A 21762-nucleotide genomic window follows, 5' to 3' on the forward strand; every position below is an offset into this window, starting at 1 on the left:
CTGGGCCCGTGCCCGACACCGCGCTGGTCCGACGGGCCCGGAAGATCGACCGGGTCCTCGCCGAGACCTACCCCGACGCGCGCTGCGAGCTCGACTTCGCCAACCCCTTCGAGCTCCTGTGCGTGACCGTCCTGAGCGCCCAGACCACCGACCGGCGGGTCAACGCCGTGCGGCCGGTGCTCTTCGCCACCTACCCCGACGCCGCGTCGATGGCGGCCGCCGAGCGGGATCGGCTCGAGGGCATCGTGGGGCCGCTGGGCTTCTTCCGGGCCAAGACCGAGTCGTTGCTGAAGCTCTCGGCGGCGCTCGTGGCCGATCACGGCGGGCAGGTCCCGGCGTCCCTCGACGAGCTGGTCAGGCTCCCCGGCGTGGGCCGCAAGACCGCCAACGTCGTGCTCGGCAACGCCTTCGACGTCCCGGGCATCACCGTCGACACCCACCTCGGTCGTCTCGTGCGTCGTCTCGGCTGGACCACCGAGACCGACCCGGTCAAGGTCGAGCACGAGATCGGCGCCCTCTTCGCGAAGCGCGACTGGACGATGCTGTCGCACCACCTGATCTGGCACGGCCGGCGTCGCTGCCACGCCAAGAAGCCGGCCTGCGGGGCCTGCCCGGTCGCGCGCTGGTGCCCGTCGTACGGCGAGGGGCCGACCGACGCGCAGGCCGCGGAGAAGCTCGTGAAGACCCAGGGGCCGGCGTGACGCGGCGCCCGGCGACCCGCTCGCGGCGGGCGGCGGCCCTCGCGGGCCTCGCCGCCACCTGCCTGGTGCTCGCGGGCTGCACCGGCGACGACGGGGGTGGCTCCCGCTTCGAGGTGCCCGCGCTCGGGCCGGCCGACGTGGACGTCGACACCCCGGCGCTGCGGCGGGCGACCGAGGCCGCGGGCGTAGAGGACTGCCCGGAGGTCGCCCCCGACGCCACGGCGGTGCCGGGCGGGCTGCCGGACGTGACCCTGCCCTGCTTCGGCGGTGGTGGCTCGGTCGACCTGTCGGGGCTGCGCGGGCCCATGGTGATCAGCGTCTGGGCCGCGTGGTGCGGCCCGTGCCGCGAGGAGATGCCGCAGCTGCAGGCGTTCCACGAGCGGTACGGCGACGAGGTCGCCCTGCTCGGCATCGACTTCCAGGACGTGCAGACCGACGAGGCGATGGACCTCATCGAGGAGACCGGGGCGACGTACCCCCAGGTCGCCGACCCCAGCGCGGCCATCGACGGCGCCGAGCCCTTCCCGCGGCTGGCGGGGATCCCGTTCCTGGCGTTCGTGGACGCCGACGGCGTGGTGACCCACCGCGAGTTCGTCATCATCGACTCGCCCGAGCAGCTGGCGGACCTCGCCTCCGAGCACCTCGGAGTCGATCTGTGAGGATCGGGGCGTGATCCCCGACTGGTTGCGCCCCGTCGAGGTGGGTGCGCGGTCGATGACGGTGGCCGACCTGACCCGCTTCGAGGTGCCCCCCGACGCCGACGCCCGACCGTGCGCGGTGCTGGTGCTGTTCGCCGACGGCGCCGAGGGGCCCGAGGTGGTCCTCACCGAGCGGGCCCACCACATGCGCTCCCACCCGGGCCAGGTCTCCTTCGCCGGCGGGGCGCTCGAGGCCGGGGAGAGCGTCGAGGAGGCCGCGCTGCGCGAGGCGTGGGAGGAGATCGGGCTCCGCGCCGCGGACGTCGAGACCTTCGGGCGGCTGCCCGAGCTGTGGATGCCGCCGAGCAACGCGGCGGTGACGCCGGTGCTGGCCTACGGCCACGGCGCGACCCCGGTCGGGGTCGAGAGCCCCGAGGAGGTCCACGCGGTCCACCGCGAGCCCCTCGCGGGCCTGCTCGACCCGGCCCACCGGTTCACGGTGCGCCACCCCAGCGGCTTCACCGGGCCGGGGTTCCGGATCGGTCCCGACCGCGACGTCGTGCTCTGGGGGTTCACCGGCGGGATCCTGTCCCGGCTGTTCGACCACGTCGGCTGGACCCGGCCCTGGGACGCCTCGGTCGTCGAGGACGTGCCCGAGCACATGGTCGCCGACCGGCCCGGCGGCACCCCGCCGACCGAGCCGACCGGTGACCGGCCGGAGGACCCCCCGGAGGCCCACGGCCTCACGCGGGAGGGCGCGCGGTGAACCTCCTGGACTGGCTCCTGGTCGTCCTGCTGGGCGCCTACGCCCTGTCGGGCTACTGGCAGGGCTTCATCACCGGCGCCTTCGCCACCGTCGGCCTGCTGCTCGGCGGGTTCTCCGGCATCGTGCTCGCGCCCGTGGTGCTGGGCGACGCTGACCCCTCGCTGTGGGTCTCGCTCGGCGCGCTGTTCATCGTGATCGTCGGCGCGACGCTGGGCCAGGCGCTCCTGCAGTACGCCGGCGCCCGGCTCCGCGACCAAGTGACCTGGCAGCCCGCCCGGGCGCTCGACGCGGTCGGCGGCGCCGCGCTGTCCGCGGCCGCGGTGCTCGTCGTGGCGTGGGCGCTGGGGGTGGCGGTCTCCGGCAGCCGGATCGGCGCCGTGACCCCGCTCGTGCGCGACTCGACCATCCTGTCGACGGTCGACGAGGTCCTCCCGGCCTCGGCGGGCCGCGCGCTGGGGGAGTTCAACGACGTCGTCGGCACGACGTTCTTCCCGCGCTACCTCGAGCCGTTCGCCGACGAGGAGATCCGCCAGGTCGGCCCCGGGCCTCAGCGTCTGCTGACCGACCCCGACGTCGGGGACGCCGCCGCCAGCGTCCTCAAGATCCGCGGGCAGAACGACTGCGGCCGCGGGGTCGAGGGCTCGGGCTTCCTCTACAGCGACGACCGGCTGATGACCAACGCCCACGTCGTCGCGGGCGTGGACGACCCCGAGGTGGAGATCGGCGACACGACGGTCGCCGCCGAGGTCGTCGTCTACGACGCGGACCTCGACATCGCCGTCCTCGCCCTCGACGACCAGGGCCGTCCGCCGCTGGCCTTCAGCCAGGAGGGCCGCCGCGCGCAGGGGGTGGCGATCCTCGGCTACCCCGAGGACGGCCCCTACGACGTGCAGCCCGGCCGCATCCGCGCCGAGCAGCGCCTGCGCTCGCCCGACATCTACGGCGAGGGCACCGTGATCCGCGAGGTGTTCTCGCTGCGCGGGCTGGTGCGTCCGGGCAACTCCGGTGGGCCCGTGGTGTCGTCGACGGGCAACGTGCTGGGGATGGTCTTCGCCGCGTCGGTCAGCGACGCCGACACCGGCTACGCCCTGACGGCCTCGCAGCTCGGCGAGTCCGCCGCGAGCGGCGTCGCCCGCGAGACCGCGGTCGACACCGGCACCTGCACCGGCTGAGCCGCCGGTCGCTCCGGGGCCCGGTGACCGGCCGCCTCAGCGGCTGGTGAGCGCCTTCTTGGTCTCCTGGGCCTGCTTGATCGCGCGCTGCGGGCCGCGGACCTTCTTGACCTTGCGCACGCCCAGCAGGGCGAGGACGGCCGCCAGCAGCAGCCAGAAGCCGAAGACGATGAGGAACGCCCAGTGCAGGTCGAGCCCGTCGCCGTTCCAGTGGATGAAGTAGGCGATCGCGACCGACAGCATGATCACGGCGAGGACGCCGAGGAAGGCGGCGGCGCCGAAGAAGCCGACACCGACGGCGCCGTTGGTGACGCTGACCTTCAGCTCGGACTTCGCCAGCTGGATCTCCTTCGAGACCAGCGTGGAGACGTCGCGGCTGACGTCGGCGACGAGGCGTCCGATCGTGGGCTCGGTGTCGGGTCCCGGTGCGGTTGCCATGTGCGTCCTCGTCCGTGTCTGTCCGTGTCTGCGTGCGGGCCGGTCGCGCGGGTCGGGTGCACGGCCGTGTGCGGCGACCCTACCGTCAGGCGTGGTCGTCCCCGCGGCGCTGGTAGACGTCGGGGACGCCGTCCGCGTCGGCGTCGAGGGTCTCGCGCTCCTCGATGCGGCGGTAGACCCGGTTGCGGCTGCGCAGGACCACGCTCGCCAGGACCGTGGCGGTGAGGGAGCCGAGCAGCACCCCGACCTTCACGTGCTCGTCGCGCACGCTGCCCTGCCCGAAGGCGAGCTCCCCGATCAGCAGCGACACGGTGAAGCCGATACCGGCCAGCATCGAGAGCCCCAGGACGTCGACCCAGGCCAGGTCGTCGTCGAGCTCGGCGCGGGTGAACCGCGACAGCAGCCAGGTCGCGCCGGTGATCCCGACGGTCTTGCCGACCACGAGGCCGGTGAGGATGCCGAGGGCCACGGGGTCGCTCAGCGACTCCACGAGCCCGGACAGGCCGCCGACGTCGACGCCGGCGGCGAAGAACGCGAAGACCGGCACCGCGATGCCCGCCGAGACGGGCCGCACCAGGTGCTCCAGGTGCTCGGCGAGGCCGGGGCCGTCCGCGCCGTCGCGGCGCAGCACCGGCACGGTGAACCCGAGCAGCACGCCGGCCACGGTGGCGTGGACGCCGGACTCGTGCACCAGGACCCAGGCCACGACCGCGAGCGGCACCAGCAGCCAGCCCCGGTGGATGCGCCTCTGCACCAGGAGCGCGAACACCGCGATCGGCACCAGGGCGGCCAGCAGGAACAGCGGCTTGAGCTCGGACGTGTAGAAGAGCGCGATGATCGTGATGGCGAGCAGGTCGTCGACGACGGCGAGCGTCAGCAGGAAGGTGCGCAGGCCCGCGGGCAGGTGCGTGCTGATGACGGCCAGGATCGCGACGGCGAACGCGATGTCGGTCGCGGTCGGGATGGCCCACCCCCGCAGGTCGCCGTCCGCGCCGAGGTTCCACGCGACGAAGACCAGGGCGGGCACGGCCATGCCGCCGACCGCGGCGGCCATCGGCAGCGCGGCCCGGCGGGGGTCGCGCAGGTCGCCGGCGACGAACTCGCGCTTGAGCTCCAGTCCGACCACGAAGAAGAAGATGGCGAGGAGCCCGTCGGCGGCCCAGGTGCCGATGGACAGGTCGAGGTGGAGCGACGCGGGACCGATCTCGTAGTCGCGCACGGCCTCGTACAACCCGCCCCAGGGGGTGTTGGCCCAGACGATCGCCACGAGCGCGCCGACGATCAGCAGCAGGCCGCCGGTGGTCTCGGCCCGCAGCACGCCGGCGATCCGGGAGTCCTCCAGCCACGAGCCGCGGCTGAGCAGCCGGGCGCGTCCGGGTGAGTGCGGGGGTCCGGGCTGGTCGGTCATGGAGGTCCTTCGTCACGAGGGGTCGTCAGTGTCCTGCCGACCAGACTTCCCGGCGCACCACGCGCAACTCTAGGTCACGCGAGACAGCCGGGCCCCCACCTGTGACACTGGCCTGGCCTCCGGGCACCGCTCGAGTCCGACCGACACCCACCATCCGGGAGAATCAATGGGGAAGTCCCACTCGACCCGCGTCCGACGGCTGACCGCCGCGGGCGCCACGCTGCTCCTGGCGGGCTCGCTGGCCGCGGCCATCACGGCGCCGGCCGGTGCCGCCGACGGCGACCGCGCGGACGGCGCCGCGGGTGGTGCCGCCGCTCGCGGTGCCGAGGTGCTGGTGCGCAGGGCGCCGGCGTCCGGGGAGGTCGTCGTCACGGCGGGACCCGCCCGGGAGTCGGCCGGTCTCAGCCCGGCGGCGATGCGCGACCTGCGGCGCTACGCCGCGCAGTCGGGGGAGGACTACGACGCGCTGGTCGCCGCCCACCGCGGCGTCGACGAGTTCGCGGCCTACGCGCAGGGCTTCGAGGCCCGCCGCCCCGACCTCTACACGACCTCCGGCCTGGACGAGGACGGGAAGTGGGTCCAGACCACCCGCCGGCCCGGCGCGGCGGAGATGGCCCGCATCGAGCGGCTCGGGATGGACGTCCGGGTCGAGTACGGCGCTCCCGCGTCCTCCGCCGAGCTCGAGGCCCTCGCCGAGGACCTGATCGACTCCGTCGACGCGGCCCCCGGCCTCGTCGAGTCCGCCGAGGCGTCGTACGACGACGTGAGCCGGCGCATGGTCCTCAGCTACACCCCGGCCGACTCCGCGCCGGCCGCGCGCGTCGACTCGACCGTCGAGGGCGCCGTGGCCGAGGCCGTCGCGCCCGCCGACGGCGCGCTGCCGCTGCCGGTCGCCACCCGCGAGGTCGACGTCGACCTGCTGCAGGAGGCCACCATCCAGGGCGGCGGCAACCTGAACTTCCAGGGTGGCGCCGCGTGCACCGCCGGCTTCACGGCGGTCCGCAAGGGCAAGCGCGGGGTGCTCACCGCCCGCCACTGCCCCAACAAGATGACCTACGGCAAGCGCCGCGGCCTGATCGCCAACACGGCGGTGCAGACCACCAAGAAGCGCTTCGACCTGCAGTGGCACCGCACCCGGGTGGAGAACGGTCACCAGACCGGGGTGAAGTTCCGCAACTCGCGCTCGACCACCCGCGTGGTCCGCAAGGCCGCCAACGCGCCCCGGGGATCGGTCGTGTGCCACTGGGGCCGCACCAGCGGCTACTCCTGCGCCAAGGTCCGCGCCACCAACCGGTGCGTGAGCCTGTCGGGCCAGAAGACCTGCGGCCTCGACGCGACCAACCGCTACATCTCGGCGCCCGGCGACTCCGGCGGTCCGTGGTTCCTCGGCAACACCGCCCGCGGCATCCACGCCGGCGGCGGCGGCAGCACCAGCCTGTTCACGCGCATCGGCAAGGCCGGCGCGCTCGGCGCCCGGGTGCTCACGCGCTGACGCACCCTCCGCGGCGTCCACGCGCGACGGCCCGCCACCCCTCACGGGGCGGCGGGCCGTCGTGCGTCGTGGTGCGGGCCGGTGTCGGCTCAGCCCTCGTCCTTGGCCCCGGAGGAGCCCTGCTGGATGAGGTCCATGACGGTGGAGTCGGCGAGCGTGGTGACGTCGCCGACCTCGCGGTTCTCCGCGACGTCGCGGAGCAGGCGGCGCATGATCTTGCCCGAGCGGGTCTTCGGCAGCTCCGGCACGACCATGATCTGGCGCGGCTTCGCGATGGCGCCGATCTGCTGGCGCACGTGGTTGCGGAGCTCCTCGACGATGTCCTCGCCGCCGTCGCCCGCCTCGTCGCGCAGGATCACGAACGCGCACACGGCCTGGCCGGTGTCCTCGTCGGTCGCGCCCACGACGGCCGCCTCGGCGACCTTCGGGTGCGAGACCAGCGCGGACTCGATCTCGGTGGTCGACAGGCGGTGGCCCGACACGTTCATCACGTCGTCGACGCGACCGAGCACCCAGACGTCGCCGTCGTCGTCCTTCTTGGCGCCGTCGCCGGCGAAGTAGAAGCCCTGCTTCTTGAAGCGCGACCAGTAGGTGTCCTTGAACCGCTGGTCGTCGCCCCAGATGGTCCGCAGCATCGCCGGCCACGGCTCCTTCAGCACGAGGTAGCCGCCCGAGCCGTCCGGCACCGAGGTGCCCTCGTCGTCGACCACGTCGGCCTCGACCCCGGGGATCGCGATCATGGCCGAGCCCGGCTTGCCCCGGGTGACGCCGGGCAACGGGCTGATCAGGATCATCCCGGTCTCGGTCTGCCACCAGGTGTCGACGACCGGCGTGCGGCCGCCGCCGATGACCTCGCGGTACCAGACGTAGGCCTCCGGGTTGATCGGCTCGCCGACCGACCCGAGGACACGCAGCGAGGACAGGTCGCGCGAGTCGGGGATCTCGCGGCCCTGCTTCATGAACGAGCGGATCGCGGTCGGGGCGGTGTAGAAGATCGAGACCTTGTACTTCTCGATGATGTCCCACCAGCGCCCCTTCGCGGGGTGGTCGGGGGTGCCCTCGTACATGACCTGCGTGACCCCGTTGGCGAGCGGGCCGTAGACGAGGTAGGAGTGGCCGGTGATCCAGCCGACGTCGGCCGAGCACCAGTAGACGTCCGTCTCCGGCTTCAGGTCGAAGATCGCCCAGTGCGTGAACGCCGCGCCGGTCAGGTAGCCGCCGGTGGTGTGCAGGATGCCCTTCGGCTTGCCCGTCGTCCCCGAGGTGTACATGACGAACAGCGGGTGCTCGGAGTCGAACGCCTCGGGGGTGTGCTCGGTGGACGCCGAGCCGACGGCGTCGTGCCACCACACGTCGACGTCGTCGTCCCAGGTGACGTCCTGGCCGGTGCGCTGCACGACGAGGACCTTGCGGATCTTGTCGGTCTTGGTCCGGGCCTCGTCGACCGCGGGCTTCAGCGAGGACGCCGCCCCGCGGCGGTAGCCGCCGTCGGAGGTGATGACGACCTCGGCGCCGCAGTCGTCGACGCGGGAGGCCAGGGCGTCGGCCGAGAAGCCGCCGAACACCACGGTGTGGGGGGCGCCGAGGCGGGCGCAGGCCAGCATGGCCACGACCGTCTCGGGGATCATCGGCATGTAGATCGCGACGCGGTCGCCGGTGCCGACGCCGAGCTCGGCCAGGGCGTTGGCGGCCTGGCTGACCTCGTCCTTGAGCTGGGCGTAGGTGAGGGTGCGCTCGTCGTCGACTGGCTCGCCGACCCAGTGGATCGCGACCTGGTCGCCGCGGCCCTCGTCGACGTGGCGGTCCACGCAGTTGTAGGCCGCGTTGAGCCGGCCACCGACGAACCACTTCGCGAACGGTGGGTCGTCCCAGTCCAGGACGCGGTCCCAGCGGGTCTCCCAGCTCAGCCGGTCGGCCTGCTCGGCCCAGAAGCCCTCGCGGTCGGCGGCGGCGCGCGCGTAGGCCTCCTCCGTCAGGTTGGCCTCGGCGGCGAGATCGGCCGGCGGGTCGAACCGCCGGTCCTCCTTCAGCAGGTTGGACAGGGTCTGCTCGGACGTGCCCGACTCTTCGTTGCTCACGGTTCTCCTCGTCGTTCCGGGGCTCGTGCCTGTGACGTGCCGGCGGTCACACACCGCCGAGCCTAGGGGGACGCGCGGACGGCGGGGACCCTCCGTCGAGAGGGTTCCCGCCGCCCGCGTGTCCGGTGGTGCTGGTCCTGCTGGTCGAGCGGTCAGTGCTGGGCGGCGCCCTCCGCGCCCGCGCCGGTCAGGGCGCGGACCTCGAGCTCGGGGTAGAGCCGCTCGGAGGAGGGCTCCCGGGCGGACAGGGTGCCGACGATACCGAGCAGGAAGCCCAGCGGGATCGACACGATGCCCGGGTTGTTGAGCGGGAACCACGCGAAGTCGGCGTTCGGGAACAGCGAGGTCTCCGCCCCCGACATCACGGGCGAGAAGATCACGAGACCGACGCAGGCGATCAGGCCGCCGTAGATGCTCCAGCAGGCGCCGCGGGTGTTGAAGCGCTTCCAGAACATGTTGAACAGGATCGCCGGCAGGTTGGCCGACGCGGCGACCGCGAAGGCCAGGGCCACGAGGAACGCGATGTTGAGCTGCTGGGCCGGGATGGCCAGCACGATCGCGACCGCGCCGATGGCGACGGCGGCCAGCTTGGCGACCCGCACCTCGTCCTTCTCGGTGACGGGCTGGTCCTTCTTGAACACGCCCTTGTAGAGGTCGTGGGCCACCGATGACGACGACGCCAGCGTCAGGCCGGCGACCACCGCGAGGATGGTCGCGAAGGCCACCGCCGAGATCAGCGCCAGCAGGATCGCGCCGCCCAGCGAGCCGGGCCCGCCGCCGACCTCCTCGGCCAGCAGCGGCGAGGCCAGGTTGCCGGTCGCGCCGGCCGCGTCGGTGTCGATCAGGGCCGCGGCGCCGAAGCCGAGGACCAGGGTCATCAGGTAGAAGGCGCCGATCAGGCCGATCGCCCACAGCACCGACTTGCGGGCGTCCTTGGCGGTGGGGACGGTGTAGAAGCGGATCAGGATGTGCGGCAGGCCGGCGGTGCCGAGCACCAGGGCGATGCCGAGCGAGAGGAAGTCGATCTGCGAGGTCAGCGTCGCGCCGTACTGCAGGCCGGGCTCGAGGAACGCGTCGCCCGCGCCGGACTTCTCCGCGGCGTCGCCGAGCAGCGCCGAGAGGTTGAAGTTGTAGCGCAGCAGCACGAGGAACACGATCAGCGCCGAGCCCGCCATCAGCAGCACGGCCTTGACGATCTGCACGTACGTCGTGCCCTTCATGCCGCCGACCGTGACGTAGAAGATCATCAGCGCGCCGACCCCGACGATGACGAGGTTCTTCACCGCCCCGCTGTCGACACCGAGGAGCAGCGCGACCAGCACGCCCGCGCCGACCATCTGCGCGAGCAGGTAGAAGATCGACACGACGACGGTCGAGACGCTGGCGGCGGTGCGGACCGGGCGCTGGCGCATCCGGAAGGCGAGCTGGTCGGCCATCGTGTAGCGGCCGGCGTTGCGCAGCATCTCGGCGACCAGCAGCAGCGCGACGAGCCACGCCACGAGGAAGCCGATGGAGTAGAGGAACCCGTCGTAGCCGTAGAGCGCGATGGCTCCGGAGATGCCGAGGAAGGAGGCGGCGGACATGTAGTCGCCGCCGATCGCCAGGCCGTTCTGGAAGCCGGAGAAGCCGCGGCCGCCGGAGTAGAAGTCGGCGGCGGTCTTGGTCTGCCGGCTCGCCACGAACGTGATGCCGACCGTCAGGAGGACGACCCCGACGAACAGGGCGGTGGTGAGGAGCTGCTGGTTCACTGCCCGGCCTCCGAGTAGTAGCGGTCGTTGAGCTTGCTGGCGATCGGGTCGAGCGCCTTCGACGAGTGCTTCGCGTAGAGGAACGCGATCCCGAAGGTCGTCAGGAACTGCAGCAGACCCAGGACCAGGGCGACGTTGATGTTGCCGACGACCTTGATGTCCATGAAGCCCCCGCCCCAGTTGGAGAGGGCGACGTAGAGCAGGTACCAGACGAGGAACCCGACGGTGGCCGGGATCGCCCAGCCGCGGTAGCGCTTGCGGAGCTCGGCGAACTCCGGTGTCTCGTGGAGCTCCTTGTAGATGGGCGCGGAGTCCGCGCGGTAGTGACCCGCGTCGGGGTCCTTCTCGGTGTGCGCCATCGGCGTGCCTCCTCGGCAGGGCTGGGTGACGTTCGCGCTCGAACCGTAGGAGTGACCGCCGTCACGTGGCACGCATCACGCCCGCCCACGCGCCGAGCGGTCGCAGTCGTGCGACGAGCGGTCCCGACCGCCCCGCGGTCGGGTGCTCCGACAGCGAGGAGCGGTGGTCTCGACGGGCGGTGCGCGTGCCCTCGGTGGTCGAGCAGCGAGCGAGCGCCAGCGAGTGAGCGTCGGTGGAGACCTCGGTGGGGGCTGTCGGGGTGGTCTCGACGGGCGGTGCGCGTGTCTTCGGTGGTCGAGCAGGGAGCGAGCGCCAGCGAGTGAGCGCCAGCGAGTGAGCGTCGGTCGAGACCTCGGTGGGCGATTGTCGGGGTGGTCTCGACGGGCGGTCCTCGCCCAGCGGCTCGGACCTGCTCGACCACCGGCCGTCGGTGGTCGAGCAGCGAGCGAGCGCCAGCGAGGGAGCGCCCGTCGAGACCTCCGACCTCCCGCGCGACGCGTCGTCCACAGCCTCAGAGGAGCCCCTGGTGCGCGGGTCTGCGACCTCGGAGGATGACGCCGTGAGCCGCAGGGGATTCGCCTACATGGTCAGGTGCTCGGACGGGAGCTACTACGTGGGCTCCACGACCGATCTCGAGGCCAGGCTCCACCAGCACGACAGCGGCACGGGTGCCGTCTACACGCGACACCGACGGCCCGTCGTCCTCGTGTGGCACGAGGAGTTCCCGCGGATCGACGACGCGTTCGCTCGCGAGAAGCAGGTCCAGGGCTGGAGCCGGGCCAAGCGGGAGGCGCTGATCCGGCGGGACTACGCCGGCCTGCCCGCGCTGGCCGAGTCCCACGCGCACGTCCGACGACGGGCAGCGGCCGGCGACGGGCCGCACGAGGACTGACGGCGGACGCCCGACGGTCGTGGGTGGTCGAGCAGCGAGCGAGCGCCAGCGAGTGAGCGTCGGTCGAGACCTCGGTGAGGGTTTGTCGGGGTGGTCTCGACGGGCGGTCCTCGCCTAGCGGCTCGGACCTGCTCGACCACCTCTGGGTCTGGGTGCTGCTCGACCGCCGGTCGTGGGTGGTCGAGCAGCGGGCGAGCGCCGGCGAGTGAGCGTCGGTCGAGACCTCGGTGGGGGTTGTCGGGGTGGTCTCGACGGGCGCTCCTCGCCTAGCGGCTCGGACCTGCTCGACCACCTCTGGGTCTGGGTCCTGCTCGACCACCTCTGGGTCTGGGTCCTGCTCGACCACCTCTGGGTCTCGGACCTGCTCGAGCACCTCTGGGTCTGGGTCCTGCTTGACCGCCGGTCGTGGGTGGTCGAGCAGCGAGCGAGCGCCAGCGAGTGAGCGTCGGTCGAGACCTCGGTGAGGGTTTGTCGGGGTGGTCTCGACGGGCGGTCCTCGCCTAGCGGCTCGGACCTGCTCGACCACCTCTGGGTCTGGGTCCTGCTCGACCACCTTTGGGTCTGGGTCCTGCTCGACCACCTTTGGGTCTGGGTCGTGCTCGACCACCGGTCGTGGGTGGTCGAGCAGCGAGGGAGCGCCAGCGAGTGAGCGTCGGTCGAGACCTCGGTGAGGGTTTGTCGGGGTGGTCTCGACGGGCGGTCCTCGCCTAGCGGCTCGGACCTGCTCGACCACCTCTGGGTCTGGGTCCTGCTCGACCAGCTCTGGGTCTGGGTCCTGCTCGACCGCCTCCGGGGCTCGGAGCGGCTCGACCGGCGGTCGTCGGGTTGTGAGGTCGTGCGGGGCGTGAGGCCGTGAGGGGAAGTTGACGCCGGGCTCACGCGCGACGCAACACGCGCGACACACGGGCTGCGGAGGATCGGGACGACCCCGAGCCGAGGAGCCCGCATGACCCTGATCGACGACCCGAGAGCCGCGCAGTCCGCCGCGGGCGGACGCCGTACCGGCCGCTGGATCGACGACTGGCGCCCCGAGGACCCGGAGTTCTGGGAGTCCGGGGGCAAGCAGGTCGCCCGGCGCAACCTGGCCTGGTCGGTCTTCGCGGAGCACCTCGGCTTCTCGGTCTGGCTGATCTGGAGCGTCAGCTCGGCGTTCCTGGTCTCGATGGGCTTCGACTTCAGCGCCCAGCAGCTGTTCGTGCTGGTCGCCCTGCCCAACCTGGTCGGCTCGCTGCTGCGGATCCCCTACACGCTCGCGGTGCCGGCGTTCGGCGGACGCAACTGGACGGCGATCTCCGCGGCGCTGCTGCTGATCCCGACGCTGCTGTTCGCCGTCGCGGTGCAGGACCCGGACACGCCGTTCTGGGCGTTCTGCCTGATCGCGGCCACCGCCGGCTTCGGTGGGGGCAACTTCGCCAGCTCGATGGCCAACATCAACTTCTTCTACCCGGCCGCCAAGAAGGGCGCCGCGCTCGGCCTGAACGCCGCCGGCGGCAACCTCGGGGTCGCGCTGATCCAGTTCTTCCTGCCCGTCATCGTCGGCGGGGCCGGCATCTTCGGGCTGGTCCAGGCGAGCTCGTCGGGCATCAGCCTCGAGCGTGCCGGCTACGTGTACGCCGGCCTCGCCCTCGTCGCGACCGCCGCCGCGTGGTTCTTCATGGACAACCTCGGCACGGCCGTCTCGAAGCCGCGCGAGCAGCTCGTCGTGCTCCGCGAGCGCCACACCTGGATCATGGCGTTCCTCTACATCGGCACGTTCGGCTCGTTCATCGGCTACTCCGCCGCGATGCCGTTGCTGATCCGCCTCAACTTCTGGGTGCCCGAGCCCGCCCCGCTCGGGACCGGCATCTACTTCGCCTACTTCGCGTTCCTCGGGGCCCTCATCGGCTCCGCGACGCGGCCGCTCGGGGGCTGGCTGGCCGACCGGTACGGCGGGGCACGGGTCACCCTGGCCGCCTTCGCCGGGATGATCGTCTTCACCCTCGCCGTGCTCGCGACGCTGCTCCAGCTCACGCCGAACCCGACCGCGGACCCCGCGATCGCGACCGACAACCAGTCCTGGTTCGCGCCGTTCCTCGTCTGCTTCGCCGTCGTCTTCGCCTGCACCGGCATCGGCAACGGCTCGACCTACAAGATGATCCCCGCCATCTGGCGCACCCGGGCGGAGCGCGCGACCGCCGAGGGCACCCCCGAGCGGTACGCCGCCCTGGCCCGTGGCACCACGGAGGCCTCCGCGGCGATCGGCGTCATCGGGGCGGTCGGCGCCATCGGCGGCTTCCTGATCCCGATCGCGTTCTCCTCGCCCTGGGTGGCCGACCCCCGGTCGGCGACGATCGTCGCCTTCACCACGTTCACCGCCTTCTACGTCCTCTGCGCCGTCGTCACCTACGCCGTCTACCTGCGCCGCACGCGGCCCGACAGCCTCGCGCACGCCGGGATCTGATGAGCGGCACCACGACGCACTGCCCCTACTGCTCCCTGCAGTGCGGGATGGTCCTCACGCCCGGTCGCGGCGGGCGCACCCTCGAGGTGACCCCGTGGGAGGGCCACCCCGTCAGCGAGGGCGGGCTGTGCCGCAAGGGCTGGACCGCCGCGGGGCTGCGCGGCCACCGCGAGCGGCTGACCACGCCCCTGCTGCGCGACCGCGCCTCCGGCGAGCTGCGGGCCGTGTCGTGGGACGAGGCGCTCGACCGCGTCGCCGACGGCGTCCGCGCCGTGCAGGCCGCCCACGGCCCCGACGGGGTCGCCGTCTTCGGCGGGGGCGGGCTGACCAACGAGAAGGCCTACCAGCTGGGTCGGTTCGCGCGGGTGGCGCTCGGCACCAGCCAGGTCGACTACAACGGCCGGTGGTGCATGTCGTCGGCGGCCTCGGCGTCCAACACCGCGTTCGGGATCGACCGCGGCCTGCCCTTCCCGCTCGCCGACGTCGAGCGGGCCGACGTGCTGGTCCTGGTCGGCTCCAACCTCGCCGAGACCATGCCCCCCGCCGCCCGTCACCTCGACCGCTGCCGCGCGAACGGCGGGACCGTCGTGGTCGTCGACCCCCGCCGCACGGCGACCGCGGAGCGCGCCGACGTGCACCTGCAGCCGGTGCCGGGCACCGACCTCGCGCTCGCGCTCGGGGTCCTGCACGAGATCGACGCCCGCGGCGCGGTCGACACGGCCTACGTCGCGGCGCGGACGACGGGCTGGGAGCAGGCGCGCGCCGCGGCCAGCGGCTGGTGGCCCGAGCGGGTCGAGCGGGTCACCGGCGTCGCCGCGGACGAGGTCCGCGCCCTCGCCGACCTGCTCGCCGGCTGCTCGGCGGGTCGTGGCTCGGCGGTCGTGCTCACGGCCCGCGGGGCCGAGCAGCACGCCCAGGGCACGGCGACCGTGCTGGCGTGGATCGACGTCGCCCTCGCGCTGGGCCTGCCGGGCCGGCCCCACTCCGGCTACGGCTGCCTGACCGGCCAGGGCAACGGCCAGGGCGGTCGGGAGCACGGCCAGAAGGCCGACCAGCTGCCCGGCTACCGGATGATCGACGACCCCGCCGCCCGCGCCCACGTCGCCGCCGTGTGGGGCGTCGCGCCCCGGAGCCTGCCCGGCCCGGGCCGCTCGGCCTACGAGCTGCTCGAGGCACTGGGCACCGACGGCGGCCCGCGAGCCCTGCTCGTCCACGGCTCCAACGTCGTGGTCTCCGCTCCCCACGCGACCCACGTCGCCGAGCGGCTGGAGAGCCTCGACCTGCTCGTGGTCTGCGACCTCGTGATGAGCGAGACCGCCGCGCTCGCCGACGTGGTCCTGCCCGTCACGCAGTGGGCCGAGGAGGCCGGGACGATGACCAACCTGGAGGGTCGGGTCCTCCTGCGGCAGCGGGCCGTCGCCCCGCCCGACGGCGTGCGCAGCGACCTCGAGGTGATGGCCGGCCTGGCGCAGCGGCTCGACGCCCCGGGGGAGTGGTCGACCGACCCCGCGGTCGTCTTCGCCGAGCTGGGCCGCGCCTCGGCCGGCGGCCGCGCCGACTACGCCGGGCTCAGCCACGAGCGGATCGCGGCTTCCGACGGCGGCCTGTTCTGGCCCTGCCCGGACGCCGGGCACCCCGGCACCCCGCGCCTGTTCGGTGAGCGGTTCGCCCACCCGGACGGCCGCGCCCGCTTCGTCGTCGTCGAGCACCGCGGTCCCGCCGAGCCGGTCGACGCCGCCTACCCCGTGCACCTGACCACCGGGCGGGTGCTCGCGCAGTACCAGTCCGGCGCCCAGACCCGCCGGGTGCGCGACCTGCCCGACACCGGGCCGTTCGTGGAGCTGCACCCGATGCTCGCCGACCGGCTGGGCGCCCACGACGGGGAGCCCGTGGTCGTCACCACCCGCCGCGGCGAGCTGAAGGCCCCCGCCCGGGTCACCTCCACGATCCGGCCCGACACCGTGTTCGTGCCGTTCCACTGGGTCGGCGCCAACCGGCTCACCAACGACGCGCTCGACCCCGCCAGCCGGATGCCCGAGTTCAAGGTCTGCGCCGCGGCGGTGCGCGCATGAGCCCGGCGACGGACCCCGGCGTGGTGGTGGTCGGCGCGGGGATGGCCGCGGTCCGTCTCGCCGAGGGCCTCGCGGCCCGCGGGACGGCCGTGACGCTGCTCGGCGACGAGGACGCCCCGCCGTACAACCGGATCCTGCTGTCGGCGGTGCTCGAGAGCGCCTGCGACCCCTCGCTGCTCGACCTGCGCCCCCGCGGGTCCTACGCCGACGCCGGGATCGACCTGCGCCCCGGCGTCCGCGTGGTCGAGATCGACCGCGACGCCCGCGAGGTCGTCCTCGCCGACACCGCGCGGGTGCCCTACGACCGGCTCGTGCTGGCCACCGGTGCGATCCCCACGCTGCCGCCCGTACGGGGCCTGGTCCGGCCCGACGGGACCCTGCACCCCCGCGTCCACCCCTTCCGCAGCGTCGCCGACTGCCGCCGCCTCGACGCGGCCGTGCCCACCGCCCGCCGCGCCGTCGTGGTCGGCGGGGGCCTGCTCGGGCTCCAGGTCGCCCGGGCGCTGGCCGTGCGCGGCCTGGCCGTCGAGGTCGTGGAGGGCGGTGAGCACCTCCTGCGCTCCCACGTGGAGGCACCGGCCGGCGCGATCCTGGCCCGCGACCTGCGTCGCCTCGGCACCGAGGTCTACACCGGTGCCCGTGCCACCCGCCTGGTGGAGGGGCCCGACGGCACCACGCTGGTCCTCGACAACGGCGCCGCGCTGGCCACCGACCTGGTGGTGCTGACCGCGGGTGGCCGCCCCGCCACCGCGCTGGCCCGCCGTGCCGGCCTGGAGGTACGCCGGGGGGTCGTCGTCGACGAGGGCCTCACGACCTCCGACCCCCGCGTCCACGCGATCGGCGACTGCGCCCAGCACGACGGCGTGACCACCGGCTTCGTGCCGCCGGCCTGGGAGCAGGCCGCGGTCCTCGCCGACCGCCTCGCCGGAGGCGACCTCACCTACGACGGGCACCGCCCGGTCGCCCGCCTGCGCGCGACCGACCTCGACGTGGCGGTGCTCGGCGACCCGCTGACCGCGGTCGGCGACGTCGTGGAGGTCACCAACCCCGTCGTCGGCTCACACCGCCGGCTGGTGGTCCGCGACGGCCGCATCGTCGCCGCCACCCTCGTGGGCGACCTGTCCCGCGTCGGGCTCATCACCGGCCACTACGACCGCGGCACCGTGCTCGGACCCGCCGAGCCCGCCGCCCTGCTCGCCGGGGACCGGCCCGCTGCGCCCCGCGTGCTCGGCGACGACGCCGAGGTGTGCACCTGCGCCGGCGTCACCGCCGGCGCCGTGCGCGCCTGCCGCTCCCTCGAGGACGTCCGCTCCACCACCCGCGCCACCACCGGCTGCGGCGGGTGCGCGGACGACGTCCGCGCCCTGCTCGCGTCCCGCCCGCTCACCCCCTCAGGAGGAACCCGATGAGCGCCCACCCCCCGTCCGAGCGTCGTCAGCGGCTGGTCGTCGTCGGCCACGGCATGGTCGGCCACCGTTTCGTGCAGGCCGCGATCGAGCGCGGCGTGACCGAGACCCACGACGTCGTGGTCGTCGGCGACGAGTCGCGCCCGGCGTACGACCGGGTGGGGCTGACGACCTTCTTCGAGGTCGGCGCCGACGCCCTCTCGCTGCTGCCCACCGGCGGCTACGACGACCCGCGGGTGCGGCTGCTGCTGGGCACCGAGGTCACCGCAATCGACACCGAGGCCCGCACCGTCGGCTTCGCCGAGGGCGACCTCGACTACGACGCGCTCGTGCTGGCCACGGGCGCCGCCCCGTTCGTGCCGCCCATCGAGGGCCGAGACCTCGACGGGTGCTTCGTCTACCGCACGATCGAGGACCTCGAGGCGATCCGCGACGCCGCCGCCCACGAGGGCGCCCGGGTCGGCGCCGTGATCGGCGGCGGGCTGCTCGGGCTCGAGGCCGCCGACGCGCTGGCCCGCCTCGGCCTCGAGACCCACGTCGTCGAGATGGCGCCGCGGCTGATGGCGGTGCAGGTCGACGACGCCGGCGGCGCCGTGCTCACCCGCCACGTCGAGCAGCTCGGCCTCACCGTCCACACCGGCGCCCGCACCTCCGCGGTGCTCGGGGACCGCGGCCGGGTCACCGGCCTCGCGCTCGCCGACGCCGAGCCGGTGGCGGCGGACCTCGTCGTGTTCTCCGCGGGCATCCGGCCCCGCGACGCCCTGGCCCGCGCCGCCGGCCTCGAGGTCGCCGAGCGCGGCGGCGTGCTGGTCGACGAGCAGTGCCGCACCTCCGATCCCCACGTGTGGGCGATCGGCGAGTGCGCCGCGCCCGCCGGGCGGATGTATGGCCTCGTCGCCCCCGGCTACGCCATGGCCGAGGTCGTCGCCGACGTCCTCGTCGGCGGGTCGGGGTCGTTCACCGGCGCCGACATGTCCACCAAGCTCAAGCTCATGGGCGTCGACGTGGCCTCGTTCGGCGACGCGTTCGCGTCCACCGAGGGCGCCCTCGAGCTGGTCTACGCCGACGCGGTCACCGGGGTCTACAAGAAGCTCGTCGTCTCCGAGGACGGGCGCACCCTGCTCGGCGGGATCCTCGTCGGCGACGCGTCGGCGTACGGCGTCCTGCGGCCGATGGTCGCGTCGGGGATCGCGCTGCCCGACAACCCCGAGGACCTGATCCTGCCCGCCGGCCGCGGCGGCGGGACCGAGCTCGGCGCGGGCCTGCCCGACGAGGCGCAGGTCTGCTCCTGCAACGACGTCTCCAAGGGGGAGATCGTCGCCGCCGTCGCCCGGGAGGACGGGCCCTGCGACTCCGCGGGCTGCGTCACCCGCTGCACCGGCGCGGGCAGCACCTGCGGGTCCTGCAAGCCCGTGGTCAAGACGATCGTCGAGGACTGGTTCGCCGCCCAGGGCCGCGTCGTCGACCGCAGCCTGTGCGAGCACTTCGCGATGACCCGCCAGGAGCTCTTCGACGCGATCGCCGTGCACGGCCACACCAGCTTCGCGGCGGTCCTCGCCGCCCACGGCACCGGCCGCGGCTGCGACGTCTGCAAGCCCACCGTGGCGTCGATCCTCGCCAGCCAGCTCAACCACCACGTCCTGGAGGCCGGCGCCCGGGTCCTGCAGGACACCAACGACGCGTTCCTCGCCAACATCCAGAAGAACGGCACCTACTCGGTGATGCCGCGCATCGCCGGCGGCGAGGTCACCCCGGACAAGCTGATCGTGCTCGGTGAGGTCGCCCGCGACTTCGGGCTCTACACCAAGATCACCGGCGGGCAGCGCATCGACCTGCTCGGCGCCCGCATGGAGCAGCTTCCCGCGATCTGGCGGCGGCTGGTCGACGCGGGCTTCGAGTCGGGCCACGCCTACGGCAAGTCCCTGCGCACCGTGAAGTCCTGCGTCGGCTCGACCTGGTGCCGCTACGGGGTGCAGGACTCCACGAGCCTGGCGATCATGCTCGAGGAGCGCTACCGGGGCCTGCGCTCGCCCCACAAGATCAAGGGCGGGGTCTCCGGCTGCGCCCGCGAGTGCGCGGAGGCCCGCGGCAAGGACTTCGGGGTCATCGCGACCGAGAAGGGCTGGAACCTGTACGTCGGCGGCAACGGCGGCGCGAGCCCCGTGCACGCCCGGCTGCTGGCGCAGGACCTCGACACCGCGACGCTGGTGCGTTACCTCGACCGGTTCCTCATGTACTACGTGCGCACCGCCGACCGCCTGCAGCGCACCGCCCCGTGGGTGGAGAGCCTCGACGGCGGCCTGGACCGGCTGCGCGAGGTGGTCGTCGACGACGCCCTCGGCCTCGGGGAGGCGCTGGAGGCGGCGATGGCCCAGCACGTCGACACCTACTTCGACGAGTGGGCCGCGACCCTGGAGGACCCCGACAAGCTGGCCCGGTTCACCTCCTTCGTCAACGCCCCCGACGTGCCGGATCCCAACATCAGCTTCTCCTCGACCCGCGGGCAGGCCGAGCCGCTGCTCCACGAGGGTCCCGTCGACCTCGGCGCGACCATCGCCGTCGGGGCCCCCCGATGACCGCCGCCCCCGGGGCCACGACGACCTGGACGACGGTCTGCCCCCTGGCGCGCATCGACGTCGAGGGCGGTGTGACCGCCCTCGTCGGCGGTCGGGCCGTCGCGGTGTTCCGCACCCACGACGACGCCGTGTACGCCCTCGACAACGTCGATCCCTTCAGCCGCGCCTCGGTGCTCGCGCGCGGCATCGTCGGCACGCGCGGCGACGTGCCGTTCGTGGCGTCGCCGATGCTCAAGCAGCCCTTCGACCTGCGGACCGGGGTCTGCCTCGACGACCCCGAGGTCCGCGTCGCGTCGTACGCCGTGCGCGTGGTCGACGGGGTGGTCGAGGTCGCCGCGCCGGAGCCCGGTCCCGGTGGCTGACCCGGTGGCTGACCCGGTGGCCGACCCGGTGCCCGACCCGGCGGCTGCGCCGGCGGGCGAGGCGGCACGGGAGGATGGGGGCGTGAGCGCTTTGCCGTTGGCCGGCTTCCGCATCGGGGTGACCGCGGCCCGCAAGGTCGAGGACCAGATCGCCATGCTCGAGCGCCGCGGGGCGTCGACCCACTGGGCGCCCGCGCTGTCGAGCGACCCCAACCGGGTCGACGACGCCGAGCTGCGCGCCGCGACCGAGGACGTGCTCGCCTCGCCGGTGGACCTGTTCCTGGCCACCACCGGCATCGGGATGCGGACCTGGTTCGACGCCGCCGAGTCGTGGGGCCTGCTCGAGGACCTGCTGGCCCACCTCGGGCGGGCGGAGATCCTCGCCCGCGGGCCCAAGAGCGTCGGCGCGCTGCGGCGTCGCGGGCTCCGCGAGCTGTGGGCGCCGGAGTCGGAGGCCTTCGACGACGTGCTCGAGCACCTGCGTGGCCGCGACCTCACCGGCTCGCGGATCGTGGTGCAGGAGCACGGGCAGTCGCTGTCGATGGCCGCCCACGCGCTGCGCCGACAGGGGGCCGACGTCACGACGGTCACCGTCTACCGGGTGGCCTCGGCGGAGGACCCCGGCCCGATGTTCGGGCTGATCGACGAGGTCGCCGAGCGCCGTCTCGACGCGGTCACCTTCACCTCGGCGCCCGCGGTCGCCGCCCTGATGGAGGCCGCGACCTCGGTCGGTCGCCGCGACGAGGTGATCAGCGCGTTCACCGCCGACGTGCTCGCGGCGTGCGTCGGCCCGGTGACGGCGGCGGCGTTCGAGATGTGGGGCGTGCCGACGATCTGGCCCGAGCGCTCGCGGCTGGCCGCGATGGTCAAGCAGCTCGAGACCGAGCTGCCCTCGCGCTCGAGCGGCACGACGCTGGCGGTCGCCGGCCGCACGCTGCTGCTGCACGGCGAGTCCGTGGCGCTCGACGGCGCGGCGGTGAACCTCTCGCCCGCGCCGTACGCCGTGCTGGCGGCGCTGGTGGTCAACCCCGGCACCGTCGTGTCGCGCCGCGAGCTGCTGGCGGCGCTGCCGTCGGGGACCGCGGGCTCCGAGCACGCCGTCGAGATGGCGGTGGCGCGGCTGCGGGCGGCGATCGGCACCCGGGCGGTCCAGACGGTGGTGAAGCGGGGATACCGGCTGGCGCTGGACGCCCCGCCCGGTTGAGCACCCCGG

General features: G+C 73.7%; 18 protein-coding genes. 13 read left to right on the forward strand and 5 right to left on the reverse strand.

The window, feature by feature from the left end; genetic code table 11:
- The first annotated feature begins 8 nt into the window (after positions 1-8).
- Genes nth through ABD158_RS06965 form a run of 4 tightly spaced genes read left to right on the forward strand, consistent with a single transcriptional unit; the run spans position 9 to position 3277 of the window.
- Positions 9-701 (forward strand): endonuclease III, encoded by a 693-nt coding sequence (gene nth, locus ABD158_RS06950; protein ID WP_344005511.1) that lies wholly within the window; start codon positions 9-11, stop codon positions 699-701.
- Positions 698-1360, forward strand: coding sequence for a TlpA family protein disulfide reductase (locus tag ABD158_RS06955; RefSeq protein ID WP_344005513.1), 663 nt, complete (start codon positions 698-700; stop codon positions 1358-1360). The genes nth and ABD158_RS06955 overlap by 4 nt, the downstream gene beginning before the upstream one ends.
- 10 nt (positions 1361-1370) lie before the next feature.
- Entirely contained in the window at positions 1371-2105 is a 735-nt protein-coding gene (locus ABD158_RS06960) for an NUDIX hydrolase (RefSeq protein ID WP_344005515.1), read from the forward strand.
- Positions 2102-3277, forward strand: coding sequence for a MarP family serine protease (locus ABD158_RS06965; protein ID WP_344005517.1), 1176 nt, complete (start codon positions 2102-2104; stop codon positions 3275-3277). Before ABD158_RS06960 ends, ABD158_RS06965 begins: the two co-directional genes overlap by 4 nt.
- Before the next feature lie 36 nt (positions 3278-3313).
- Here the strand turns inward: ABD158_RS06965 and ABD158_RS06970 are convergent, their stop codons facing one another.
- On the reverse strand, positions 3314-3715 hold the full coding sequence (locus tag ABD158_RS06970) for a phage holin family protein (RefSeq protein ID WP_344005519.1): 402 nt from the start codon (positions 3713-3715) through the stop codon (positions 3314-3316).
- Positions 3716-3800: 85 nt separating this feature from the next.
- Complete coding sequence (nhaA, locus tag ABD158_RS06975; protein WP_344005521.1) at positions 3801-5123, reverse strand: Na+/H+ antiporter NhaA; 1323 nt, start codon at positions 5121-5123, stop codon at positions 3801-3803.
- Between the two features lie 166 nt (positions 5124-5289).
- Between nhaA and ABD158_RS06980 the strand changes: the two genes are divergently transcribed.
- A complete protein-coding gene (locus tag ABD158_RS06980; RefSeq protein ID WP_344005523.1) occupies positions 5290-6615 on the forward strand; it encodes a S1 family peptidase in 1326 nt (441 codons plus the stop codon).
- Between the two features lie 89 nt (positions 6616-6704).
- On the opposite strand, the gene acs is transcribed toward ABD158_RS06980, so the two are convergent.
- The 3 genes from acs to ABD158_RS06995 all read right to left on the reverse strand — a co-directional run bounded on the left by acs (position 6705) and on the right by ABD158_RS06995 (position 10800).
- Positions 6705-8693: an acetate--CoA ligase gene (gene acs, locus ABD158_RS06985; protein ID WP_344005525.1), complete on the reverse strand. Its 1989-nt coding sequence runs from the start codon at positions 8691-8693 to the stop codon at positions 6705-6707.
- Positions 8694-8845: 152 nt separating this feature from the next.
- Positions 8846-10441, reverse strand: coding sequence for a solute symporter family protein (locus tag ABD158_RS06990; protein WP_344005527.1), 1596 nt, complete (start codon positions 10439-10441; stop codon positions 8846-8848).
- Entirely contained in the window at positions 10438-10800 is a 363-nt protein-coding gene (locus ABD158_RS06995) for a DUF485 domain-containing protein (protein ID WP_344005529.1), read from the reverse strand. The genes ABD158_RS06990 and ABD158_RS06995 overlap by 4 nt, the downstream gene beginning before the upstream one ends.
- A 560-nt stretch (positions 10801-11360) precedes the next feature.
- Between ABD158_RS06995 and ABD158_RS07000 the strand changes: the two genes are divergently transcribed.
- The 8 genes from ABD158_RS07000 to ABD158_RS07035 all read left to right on the forward strand — a co-directional run bounded on the left by ABD158_RS07000 (position 11361) and on the right by ABD158_RS07035 (position 21753).
- A complete protein-coding gene (locus ABD158_RS07000; RefSeq protein WP_344005531.1) occupies positions 11361-11693 on the forward strand; it encodes a GIY-YIG nuclease family protein in 333 nt (110 codons plus the stop codon).
- 205 nt (positions 11694-11898) lie between these two features.
- Entirely contained in the window at positions 11899-12135 is a 237-nt protein-coding gene (locus tag ABD158_RS07005) for a hypothetical protein (RefSeq protein ID WP_344005533.1), read from the forward strand.
- A 504-nt stretch (positions 12136-12639) separates the two neighbouring features.
- On the forward strand, positions 12640-14133 hold the full coding sequence (locus tag ABD158_RS07010) for an MFS transporter (RefSeq protein ID WP_344005535.1): 1494 nt from the start codon (positions 12640-12642) through the stop codon (positions 14131-14133).
- Positions 14133-16205, forward strand: coding sequence for a molybdopterin oxidoreductase family protein (locus tag ABD158_RS07015; RefSeq protein ID WP_344005537.1), 2073 nt, complete (start codon positions 14133-14135; stop codon positions 16203-16205). The genes ABD158_RS07010 and ABD158_RS07015 overlap by 1 nt, the downstream gene beginning before the upstream one ends.
- A complete protein-coding gene (locus ABD158_RS07020; RefSeq protein WP_344005539.1) occupies positions 16202-17614 on the forward strand; it encodes an FAD-dependent oxidoreductase in 1413 nt (470 codons plus the stop codon). Before ABD158_RS07015 ends, ABD158_RS07020 begins: the two co-directional genes overlap by 4 nt.
- Positions 17611-20187, forward strand: a complete 2577-nt coding sequence (gene nirB / locus ABD158_RS07025; RefSeq protein WP_344005540.1) for a nitrite reductase large subunit NirB — start codon at positions 17611-17613, stop codon at positions 20185-20187. The genes ABD158_RS07020 and nirB overlap by 4 nt, the downstream gene beginning before the upstream one ends.
- On the forward strand, positions 20184-20549 hold the full coding sequence (gene nirD, locus ABD158_RS07030; protein ID WP_344005542.1) for a nitrite reductase small subunit NirD: 366 nt from the start codon (positions 20184-20186) through the stop codon (positions 20547-20549). Before nirB ends, nirD begins: the two co-directional genes overlap by 4 nt.
- An 82-nt stretch (positions 20550-20631) precedes the next feature.
- Positions 20632-21753 (forward strand): uroporphyrinogen-III synthase, encoded by a 1122-nt coding sequence (locus ABD158_RS07035; protein WP_344005544.1) that lies wholly within the window; start codon positions 20632-20634, stop codon positions 21751-21753.
- The last annotated feature ends 9 nt before the right edge of the window (positions 21754-21762 follow it).

Origin of the sequence: Nocardioides lentus, assembly GCF_039529515.1 — a bacterium.
Lineage (GTDB): Bacteria > Actinomycetota > Actinomycetes > Propionibacteriales > Nocardioidaceae > Nocardioides > Nocardioides lentus.